Below are 10,615 nucleotides of genomic sequence, written 5' to 3'. Positions count from 1 at the left end.
GGCAGAAAGATTTTCAGGACTCGCTACGCTCTCCGGAAAATCGCCAGCTACCGCGGGCTGCGCGCCGTCGGCTTCGCCTCTCCCTGGCGCGTGCGGCTGCGCGACCAAGGTATTGACCTCTTTGATTTTCACATCGATAGAATCAGGGCCCAAGCTTGGGCCCGGTGACGGTAATGGCGCCGGGTCAAGTGTGCCGGGTTGGTTCGCAGGTTCACCGACAGAAGCAGTTGCAGGAGTAGCCGGCGCAGGTGAAGCCGCCAGTGGTACTGGAATCAGCGGGGCGTTAGTCAAAATTCTGGGGCCATCATGAGGAAGCTCTGGAACATCACTCGCAAGGTCTGAAGCCGTCTCGAGATGATTCTCAATTTCAGCTATCCAGGCTTTAATCCCTCCAATCAATCGACTCGCTTCTTTTTCATCAACCCTCGTGTTTTGGTATAAATACACCACTCTTTGTTCGAAGTTCAACAACTTGGTGAGATTGGCCCGAGTATATTCGTGTTTATCTTGAAGCATCTCGAAAAAATCATAGATTCGACGCAGTTCACAGGCGTCAGCAGCCGGTTGAACCTTAATGATCGCCTGACGCAAATTCCCGAGCAAGCACTCACAATCGTTTAAAGCAATACGATGCTCTTTTTGAAACTGGATCACTCGATAATACGCATTTTCTAGCTCAGCAAGAAGCTCTGGAGTATGCACAGGAGCATCCTCTGGTGATTTGAGGCGCTGCAAAAAATCAGAGATTTTTGCAACTTCAACTTCATCCAAGCCCTCAGCTTCATCAAAGTCAGCGTGGATCAATCTCGTCAGCTGATTAACCGAGCCTTTATGAACCAAACCCAGTTCAAACAACACTTCTAGATGGCCCCTGACCTCAACAAAGGTTTGAAAACGATCCTCTAATGGCAAAGGGGTGCAAGCCCAATCCCGCAAGCGGCCTTGGCGAGCAAGCACTTCAGGCGATTTCTCACTCACAAACTTCTTTTTTTTAATTTTGTTCAGAAAAGCTTGGACAACCCTGAGGTAAGGGGTCGGATCATACTTTACGAGTTCAAGCGCAACTTTGATATCAGTATCACGAGTAACGGTTTCATCGGTCAATTCTCTTGCTATATCTGAACCCAGAGGCTGGTTCGTCGAAACAACCACCGCCGCCGTATCCCGATAGCCATGACGCTCAGCCATAGAACCTGAAAAGGTCAGGCTGCCAACCTGCTGAACCTTGTATTTATTGCCTCTAAGCCCATCTAAATCTTTAAGGCGCCTAACGATATCACCAATCACCGCAAGTGTTTGATCAAAAGTGTGTTCAGGCAAAATAATGACATAATAATGACGCATCGTCGGCTGACCTATTATTTTATAATCAATTGAAATGCAGTGTACGCGCTAATTGTTAATAAAATCTTAAGACTTTGGTGTTAAAATGAGCGCCAATAAAAAATCCAAAGGACACCTACGATGCCGCAGCCAAATACACAGAGCGAGCAGAGCGATCAACCCGCCGCCAAACAACGAGCCCTTGCCTTACCGCAGCGACCACCTGCAGCCGCTCAAGCAACACAACAACCCCCTGCCGCAACGTCATCAGATAGAGCAACGAACCCGGTGGGGCCCAGCACTGAATTAAGTTTAAATGCGGCCGCCGCCCCCCCCTACCTTCCAACACAAAGCCTAGCAGGCCCACCAAGCAGTTCGCAGGCCCGTACTTTTGCGGCAGGGAATCGACGACGAGCGGCAGATCCAGACAGTCATACTCCTGCTACCCCCGCCGCTCTTAAGACCGGCCGCGGTGGAGAAACCCCAGCTCGACACAAAAGAAAATGCCACATTCAGCATTGCGGTCAAAGCATACTCAACCCACCGGGTTATATCAAAACCATTTGGGGTTTTGCCTTGCCGCTTGTGATGTGCATGTTTGGCCCAACAGTTATGGCTTACACAAGCTTTGCCGCTCTATCAAACAGTGACCTACTGTCAAAAAGTAAAACCTTGCTCAACTTTAACGATGCGGATATAGCAAGGGTGTTTTCCGGCACAAAAGATAGTCTTTTTACTACGTTACAAAGCTTCCTCGGCCTGTATGACCCCGTGCGATCTTTTTTAGCACCGACGATCACAGCTGCTTTGTTTTGCATTGGCGCAAACGTGCTACACATCATTCGTGAAATTAAAGAATACCGAAAGGAAAGAGACAAGCCAGTAAACGCAAGCGTACAGCATCCAAGAGCAAGACTTGCCCTATCTATCGTATTAGCACTCATTGGCACAGCCGCGCCACTGGCCTTCTTTGCCGCCTGGCGTTATTCGGGCAAAATTTATTATGATGCGATCTCTTCGGGTGACTTTGCCACGCAAGCCTTGAACACACCCCTGGCCCACGGCAACCAAACGCTAAGCTGCCAGACAGAAAGCTTCAATTTTTTTCCGCCACAAAATACAGAAACCATCGCCGCCGCTTGCGCGAGAAATCTTCTCAGTATTATGAGTATGGGTGTTAATGCATTTAGTGGCACAAGCACACTGGCCGGCATTCTCGCATCCTACGCCGTTGTTTTCTTAGTATGGGGCCTAAGCCGCTGCTTTTTCCCGGCGCGACCACAGCAGGACAGCGGTACGGCAGCGGACACAACACCTCTCATCAGTATCCGTTAGAGAACGGTAATCGTCATCGATGCGTGTCGCAACCGCCTTTGCGAGGAGCGAAGCGACGAAGCAATCCTACATTCATGAGCAAGATTGCCACGCTCACTAGCGTTCGCTCGCATCACGCACGATCAAAGGTGATGCCTTAGGCATCACCCTCTTCACGGTCTTCCATCTTCGCTTTGATCAAATCACCCAATGTGGTGTTTGCCGCCGCTTTAGGTGCCGCTTTACGAGCCGCTTTCGCTTTCAACGATAACTCGATGTGGCGTGAGCGCTTGTCAGCGTTCGCGATACGCACTTCGATTTTGTCGCCTTCGGCGTATTTGCCAATCGCGTCTTTGGTCATTTCAGCCACGGTCAATTGGGCGCTTAAGCCATCGGCCAACTCGATATCCAAATCGCCGGCTTCAGACACAGCCAGCACTTTACCGCTGACTTTGCTGTCGACTGGGTTGTCGTTCACGTATTGTGAGAACACATCGTGGTCCAACTGTTTGATACCCAAAGAGATACGCTCACGTTCTGGATCAATACCCAATACCATTGCTTCCACTTCTTGGCCTTTGCTGAAGTTGCGCACAGCCGCTTCGCCAGATTCGCTCCAAGAAATATCGGACAAGTGGATCAAACCGTCGATTTGACCATCCAAGCCGATGAAGATACCAAAATCCGTGATCGATTTAATCGAACCTTTCACTTTGTCGCCTTCTTTGAAGGATTTAGCAAACGATTCCCAAGGGTTGTCTTGGCATTGCTTCATACCCAACGAGATACGACGACGTGTTTCGTCGATTTCCAAGACCATTACCGCTTTTTCTTCGCCTAATGCAACCACTTTGCTTGGGTGAATGTTTTTGTTCGTCCAGTCCATTTCAGACATGTGAACCAAACCTTCCACACCGTTTTCGATTTCAACAAAGCAACCGTAATCGGTGATATTCGTCACACGACCAGTCAATCGCGTGCCCACTGGGAAGCGGCCAGCAACATCGACCCAAGGATCGTCGCCCATTTGTTTCATACCGAGTGATACACGGCCTTTATCGCGATCAAAGTGAAGCACTTTCACATCGATTTCGTCGCCCATTTTCACCATTTCACTTGGATGCTTGATACGCTTCCAAGACATGTCAGTGATATGCAATAGACCATCAACCCCGCCAAGGTCCACGAACACACCGTAATCGGTCAAGTTCTTCACGATACCTTTAACCACTTGGCCATCTTGAAGGTTTTCAAGCAAGGCTTTACGATCGCCGCTCTGCTCTTCTTCGACCACCGCACGACGTGATACCACGACGTTACTGCGTTTTTTGTCCATTTTAATAACTTTGAAGTCGATTTCTTTGCCTTCTAAATAAGACGTATCGCGCATAGGGCGCACATCGACCAAAGAACCCGGTAGGAAAGCGCGCACGCCTTTCACATCCACAATAAAGCCACCTTTGACTTTGCCTGTGATGTGACCGATGACGGTTTGTCTGTCTTCCATGCTTTTTTCAAGTTCAATCCATGACGCGGCACGTTTCGCTTTTTCGTACGATAGACGCGTTTCACCAAAACCGTCTTCGATGGTTTCAACATAGACATCAACCACGTCGCCAACGTTCACATCAGTCTGACCTTGGTGGTCTTCAAACTGCGCCACAGGGATCGCACCGTCTGATTTCAAACCGACGTTAACGATCACAAAATCTTTTTCCATACCCACAACAGTACCGGCCACGATATCGCCAGAGCGCATGTGTTTATACGCGGCACTTTGTTCAAATAGTTGTTGGAAATTTTCACTCATTTATATATTACCTTTTAACTGAGTTTCTTTTTTGCCAGATTGCCGCGCTCACTACCGTTCGCTCGCAATGACGGCAATACAAAAAAGTGGTTTACTCAGGTTAGATGATTAAACACGGCCAAACGATTTAGGCTATAAGCCCGCAACGCCTGACTTCCACTATTACCCGAGACAGCACATCGGAGATGTTGAGGCAGGTGGTATCGATCACCACCGCGTCCTCGGCCGGTATCAGCGGCGCGACACTTCGCGTTCTATCTCGCTCATCGCGTTCTGCAATTTCAGCGATAAGGTCGGCGAGTTTAACACTGATTCCCTTGTCCTTCAACTGCCCAAAGCGCCGATTGGCGCGCTCTTCAGCGCTTGCCGTTAAGAATATCTTTAAGGCCGCATCGGGGAAAATGGTGGTGCCCATATCACGACCTTCGGCAATCAGACCGGGCAGGGATTGAAACGCTTTTTGGCGAGCAAACAGCCCCTTGCGAACTTCTGGCAATTTAGCCACCTTGGATGCCAGGTTACCTTGTTTCTCGGTGCGAACCTGGTCGGTCACATCGTTGCCTTCAAAAATAATACGGGCCGACTGGCCTTGCTTGGCCTTAAACTGCACATCCAAATGTTCAGCTAATACCGCCAAAGTGGCCTCATCGTCTAGGGACACGCCACGCTTTGTCGCGGCCAGCGCGACCACACGGTACAACGCCCCACTATCAAGCAAATGCCAAGCGAGCTTATCTGCGAGCAATAGACTGGTGGTGCCTTTGCCCACACCGCTTGGGCCGTCGATAGTGATCACGGGTGCTTGTCTGTCCATGTGCGCCTCTTCGTCATAGATTCGGGCGGCATTATACGGACATCACAGCAGACCGTAAAGTTTTCGCTGCTTGCAAAACGTCAAGGATAAAGCTATCGTCATGAGCGTTTTTTACCATTCAATACAGGAAGGAGAGGTAAATGGAAAAAGTCATCACGTTAGCAGGCGCTTTAGCCTTGGGTTTAGCAGGCGCTACGGCCGTAGCCGGTAACGCAGGCCAAGCAAATCAGCACGGTTTTTATGCAGAAGCCATGGCCGGTGGAAACTATCTACAAGATCAGTACCTATATGATCAAACTGCAGGCATCGGTGGTGATGCAAGCTACAAACTTGGCTGGAACGCCCAGTTAGCCGCAGGTTACCGCTTCACACAACACTGGCGTACAGCATTTGCAGTGACCTATTTGCGAAATAGCACCGACAAAGTCACTAGCACTAACAATGGCCAACTAAACGGTGGTCATGCCAGCGCTTGGACTTACATGTTAAATGGCTACTACGACATCACAACGGGTACGGCTTTAACACCTTATTTCGGCCTAGGCTTGGGTGCTGCAAGAGTGAGCACGGACTACCACTACGATGGCAACTACGATCACACTGATACCGCCTTCGCCTACCAGGGCATTTTGGGCTTGAGCTACAACGTGAAGCACAATGTGTCCGTCTTCGGCGAGTTCCGCCACATTGGTACAGCGAAGATCGAATCAAAATACGAAGGTCAAAAAGTGGAAGGTTATTACCAAAACAATCTTTTAGATATCGGTATCCGCTACTTATTCTAATCTCATGCGAGCGGCTTTTTAGCCGCCCGTTTTCTCATCGGCGCCTTGACCGCCTTGGACAAGACTGGTTACACTGAATGCCTCGTTGACGACAGGGACAAGAAGTTGATTAATAAAGTCAAAGGCGCGGTGCCATCGATTCTCATTCTCGTGTTTATGGTTTCGGTTGGCCCGTTTGGTGACACAGAATACACGCCTTCGCTGCCACGCATTGCCCACTCACTTGGCGTGCACTATTCCCTGGTGCAGCTGACCATGACATCTTATCTATTAGGTTATGCCATTAGCCAACTCTTTTACGGGCCAGTGTCTGACCGTTTTGGCCGCAAGCCGATTATGCTCTCGGGCGCCATGGTTTTTGTGATTGGCTCATTGGTGTGTTTATTTTCGTTTAGCATCTGGCAGCTGATTGCCGGGCGTTTTGTGCAAGCCATTGGCTCTTGCGCCGGCGGCGTCATTGCCAGCGCCTGTATCCGAGACGCTTACCCCGAAAGTGAGCGGGGTCATGTGTTTGCTAAAGTCTACGGCGCCTTTGCGATTGCACCAGCGCTCGGCCCCATCGTCGGCAGCTTTGTGGATGCGCGGTTTGGCTGGCACGCCAACTTTCTGGTGCTTGTGATCTTATCGCTACTGCTATTTATCAGTTTAATTTTCTTTTTACCCGAAACAAATCATCACAAAGACAAAAACGCGCTCAACCCGATATTGATGCTCAAACATTATGGCTCGCTCATGCTAGATCCATACTATTTACCGCACTTGCTGATCATGGGCTTGGCCATCGGGATTGTGTACGATGCCTTGATTGCGGCACCCAATTTGGTGGTGGATGTGTTGCACATGTCATCCATCGCGATTTTAATCATCGCCGTGGGCGTCTTAATCGGCTTTGTGATTGGTGCGGCCTGCTGTAATTTTCTCACCGGCCGCTTTAAAGAAAACAATCTTGTGCTCGCAGGCATTGTGCTGATGTGCGTGGGCTCGGGTATTTTAGGTATTTTCGCTCTAGCAGGCTTAATGAATAAATCGTTACTGATCACCGTGATTCCCGTGATGATCGTGTTTGCCGGCATCGCCTTTGTGATTCCGCTATCCACCGCCGATGCGCTACTACCCTTTGAACACGTCACCGGCGCGGCCTCTGCCATGATGGGTTTTTTCCAAATGGGTATCGCCTCACTCAGCACCGGCATTTTGAGTATTATTCACAAAAATGCCATCTTCGACATGCCAGTGATGTTTGCATCGCAGTCCGTGTTGGCCTTGATTCTCTTTTTCATTTTCTTCACCCTGCGACCCAATAAACCGCGGTATACGGTTTAGGGGCTCTTGCTGGGTCACTGACGCACTTGCTTCATTTGACCTTGTGTTTTCAACGAGACATCGGCACAATGAGGCCACATTATTTAGGAGCTATACCATGCCAGCAAAAAAAACCGCTAACACACAAGTGACTCGTCTACGTGAGCAAGTCGCAAAATTACGTGAAGACAACAAAACGTTAAAAACGCAACTTAAAGAACAGAAAGATGCGCTAGATCACCACCTGAACGAGGCACTTGAAGAAGTGTATAGCGCCGGCTATATCGACGCACTGGAAGACATGGATGCCAAAGGCAACGCCATGGAAGCCTACATGGAAAAAGCCATGGCTGAGTTTGAAAAAGACTATGCTAAAAAGCTAAAAGCTAAGAAAGCCCCCGCCAAGAAAACGACGGCAAAGAAATCAACAGCAAAAAAAACCACTAAAAAAACCACGGCGCGCAAGAAGAAATAATGCGCCTTAAAAGGACCGTGCAACGATTCATTGGCCTGAGTTTACTCGGGCCAATTGTTGCTAGCGCCGCCGTGTTCTGCGCAAACCCTAGCGCACAAATCAACACGCTGATCAAACACAGTCTACCCGAAGTACATATTGGTGTGGCTGTCATGAGCGCCGACAACGGCAAAATTATTTACGAACACAATGCCTACCAAACGTTTGCACCGGCCAGCAATGTGAAACTGCTCACGGCAGCCGCGGCTTTGTATCGCCTTGGCCCCAATTATCACTACAGCACACGCTTAATGCTGAACAAGCGGCATATCAGCGGGCACACTTTAAACGGTGATGCGTATATTATTTTTTCCGGTGACCCCACGCTCACGCTAGAAGACGTACAGCATTTTATTGCCGAACTTAAGCGCCACAATATTGACAGAATTCGTGGGAACATTATTTTAGACGACTCACGCTTTTCACGGCCCGACTATGCACCCGGCTCATCGTACGAAGATCATGTGTGGTATTACACGGCGCCCATTAGCGCTATCCTCATTAATCAAAATGCGCTGTATTTCCAAATTGTGCCGAACAAAACCTTAGACAAACCGGCAAAAGTTTACACGAGCCCGATTGGCCGCGCCTACACTAGTCAACTGCCTAGCCACATTAAAACAGTGACTTTTGCACAGTCTATGCGCTACTGCTCTTTGGTTGTTAACGTGAGCCATGACAATACCTATCAATTAACCGGCTGCTGGCCCATCGATGATAAACCCAAAGGCTTAAAGCTCGCGCTTCGAAACCCGGCCTTGTTCGCCGAGCGCATCATCCGCAAAGCGCTCGTCGAAAATCATGTTCAATTAACCGGCAGCATTAAAACCGGCAAAGCGCCCAAAGGCTTGAACGTGGTGAGTGAAAAACAATCGGCCAAGCTTAAAACCTTGATCATCACCATGATGAAAGACTCGAATAATATTTACGCCGAAAGCCTCACCAAAACCTTGGGCGCCGAGGAATACGGCCAAGGCACCTTTTTGCTCGGCACCGATGAAATCGAAAATGTTTTGCATGACAAAACGGGCATTAACTTCCAACGTGCCAGCTTGCGTGATGGCGCAGGCGCCTCGCGCTACGACTTACTCACGCCCTTGCAAATCACACGGCTTCTATACGTCGTCAATCAAGACAAAGCCCTGCGTAAAGATTTTATCGAAAGCTTGCCCGAAGCCGGTACAGACGGCACATTATGGCGACGCATGCGAAGCCCTGATATGAAAAACAGCGTAGAAGCCAAAACCGGCTCAATGACCGGTATCTCAACGCTATCAGGCTACATTAAAACGATTAACGGCCAGACGCTGGTATTTTCCATTATGGTTAATGGCATCACGGGCAGCGTGCAAGCTGCGCGTGATTTTCAAGATGAACTTTTGAGCATTTTGCGTAGAGATTAGCGCCCTCAATTAAACGCATTCATCGCGCGCAGAAGATCGCCTTCTAGCAGATAAGAAAGACTGTGAAGTGCCGCGCTGATGCAAGCATCATACGCGATAGCTTCTTCTTTTTGAGGTTTGGACAGCACATAGTGAGACACCAAATGCGCCTGACCGGGGTGACCAATGCCTAAGCGCAAACGGTAAAACGCCGCACTGGCAAGCTTGGCTGTGATATCACGAAGGCCATTGTGACCACCGTGACCGCCATCGAATTTCCACTTACCCTCACCCACTGGCAAGTCAAGCTCGTCATGGACAATCAAAAGATTCTCAGGTTTAAATTTATAGAAATGGCAGGCCTTTTGCACAGCGTCGCCACTTAAATTCATAAAGGTATCGGGCTTGAGTAGAATGATTTCACGACCATCGATAGGCACTTTGCCCACGTAAGCTTTGAATTTTTTCTCAAGTTTGAATTGGCCGCCGTGGATTCTGGCAAGCTCATCGACAAAGGTAAAACCAATATTGTGGCGAGTGTTTTCATATTGTGAGCCTGGGTTGCCCAAGCCCACAATCATTCGGATATCGGCAGTATTATTCACCGTCGCCAGATTTTTCGCCAAGTACTTCAGTTTCACCGGCTTGTGGCGCGCCGTCAGGAATCTCTTCTTGCGCTCTTGGTGCACTGATACCGACTACGGCATAGTCGTGATCATCGCCGTGTGTTAACGCAACGATCTCAACACCTTTTGGCAATTGAATGTCTGACAAATGCAAGGTTTGGTCTAGCCCAATGGCCGCCATATCCACTTCGATATACTCAGGCAAGTCCGCTGGCAAGCAGATGACTTCAACTTCGGTCAGGTTGTGTGAAATCACACCGCCGCCTTGTTTCACACCCACCGCGGCTTCTTCATTGATGAAGTGCAACGGCACTGTCATCGTCAACTTCGAGTTTGCGTCGACGCGCATGAAATCCATGTGCAAAATCACAGACTTATAGGGATGGCGTTGTAAATCTTTTAGCACAACTTTTTCAGTGTTGCCGTCGATTTTCAAATCCAATACTTGTGAATAAAAGGATTCATGCTCAAGCGCTTTGACCACTTTGTTGTGCGGCAAGCTGATGCTGACAGGCGCTTTTTTCGCACCGTAAACAACACCTGGCACCCTGCCGTCTTCACGACGCATGCGACGTGCTTGGGCTTTACCGTGTGTATCCCGCGTTTGGGCTTCTAATTGTACAAGTTCTGACATTGTTCTTACTCCACTTCGTCTGTGGGTTGGCTCAAAAGGCGGTCATTATAACCACAGAATGGGTAATCGCCAAAGGAAATTTATAAAAAAGATAGGAAGGCGTGCTTGTGC

General features: G+C 49.1%; 9 protein-coding genes and 1 pseudogene (1 of these 10 cut by a window edge). 5 read left to right on the top strand and 5 right to left on the bottom strand.

Features of this window, described 5'->3' with window-relative positions:
• Nucleotides 1-1,344 (bottom strand): annotated as a pseudogene (locus COV52_07630) (hypothetical protein) (it extends 10,275 nt beyond the left edge of the window).
• Between the two features lie 120 nt (nucleotides 1,345-1,464).
• Here COV52_07630 and COV52_07625 point away from each other — a divergent pair.
• A complete protein-coding gene (locus COV52_07625; GenBank protein ID PIR10749.1) occupies nucleotides 1,465-2,658 on the top strand; it encodes a hypothetical protein in 1,194 nt (397 codons plus the stop codon).
• Nucleotides 2,659-2,794: 136 nt separating this feature from the next.
• On the opposite strand, the gene COV52_07620 is transcribed toward COV52_07625, so the two are convergent.
• Complete coding sequence (locus COV52_07620) at nucleotides 2,795-4,447, bottom strand: 30S ribosomal protein S1 (protein ID PIR10748.1); 1,653 nt, start codon at nucleotides 4,445-4,447, stop codon at nucleotides 2,795-2,797.
• 127 nt (nucleotides 4,448-4,574) lie between these two features.
• Entirely contained in the window at nucleotides 4,575-5,261 is a 687-nt protein-coding gene (locus COV52_07615; protein ID PIR10747.1) for a cytidylate kinase, read from the bottom strand.
• 140 nt (nucleotides 5,262-5,401) lie between these two features.
• Here COV52_07615 and COV52_07610 point away from each other — a divergent pair, with 140 nt between their 5' ends.
• The 4 genes from COV52_07610 (at nucleotide 5,402) to dacB (ending at nucleotide 9,265) form a co-directional block, all read left to right on the top strand.
• Complete coding sequence (locus COV52_07610; GenBank protein PIR10746.1) at nucleotides 5,402-6,046, top strand: hypothetical protein; 645 nt, start codon at nucleotides 5,402-5,404, stop codon at nucleotides 6,044-6,046.
• 105 nt (nucleotides 6,047-6,151) lie between these two features.
• Nucleotides 6,152-7,369 carry a Bcr/CflA family drug resistance efflux transporter gene (locus tag COV52_07605; protein ID PIR10745.1) on the top strand — a complete coding sequence of 406 codons (1,218 nt, stop codon included), beginning with the start codon at nucleotides 6,152-6,154 and terminating at the stop codon, nucleotides 7,367-7,369.
• 97 nt (nucleotides 7,370-7,466) lie between these two features.
• Complete coding sequence (locus COV52_07600) at nucleotides 7,467-7,823, top strand: hypothetical protein (protein PIR10744.1); 357 nt, start codon at nucleotides 7,467-7,469, stop codon at nucleotides 7,821-7,823.
• Nucleotides 7,823-9,265, top strand: coding sequence for a D-alanyl-D-alanine carboxypeptidase/D-alanyl-D-alanine-endopeptidase (gene dacB / locus COV52_07595; GenBank protein ID PIR10743.1), 1,443 nt, complete (start codon nucleotides 7,823-7,825; stop codon nucleotides 9,263-9,265). Before COV52_07600 ends, dacB begins: the two co-directional genes overlap by 1 nt.
• 5 nt (nucleotides 9,266-9,270) lie before the next feature.
• Here the strand turns inward: dacB and COV52_07590 are convergent, their stop codons facing one another.
• Both COV52_07590 and COV52_07585 read right to left on the bottom strand, forming a co-directional pair.
• Nucleotides 9,271-9,825: an aminoacyl-tRNA hydrolase gene (locus tag COV52_07590; GenBank protein PIR10742.1), complete on the bottom strand. Its 555-nt coding sequence runs from the start codon at nucleotides 9,823-9,825 to the stop codon at nucleotides 9,271-9,273.
• A 16-nt stretch (nucleotides 9,826-9,841) separates the two neighbouring features.
• Nucleotides 9,842-10,504 carry a 50S ribosomal protein L25/general stress protein Ctc gene (locus COV52_07585; GenBank protein ID PIR10741.1) on the bottom strand — a complete coding sequence of 221 codons (663 nt, stop codon included), beginning with the start codon at nucleotides 10,502-10,504 and terminating at the stop codon, nucleotides 9,842-9,844.
• Between the last annotated feature and the right edge of the window lie 111 nt (nucleotides 10,505-10,615).

Source organism: Gammaproteobacteria bacterium CG11_big_fil_rev_8_21_14_0_20_46_22 (assembly GCA_002796245.1).
Lineage (GTDB): Bacteria > Pseudomonadota > Gammaproteobacteria > UBA12402 > UBA12402 > 1-14-0-20-46-22.
This window is presented reverse-complemented; position numbering and strand designations above follow the sequence as displayed.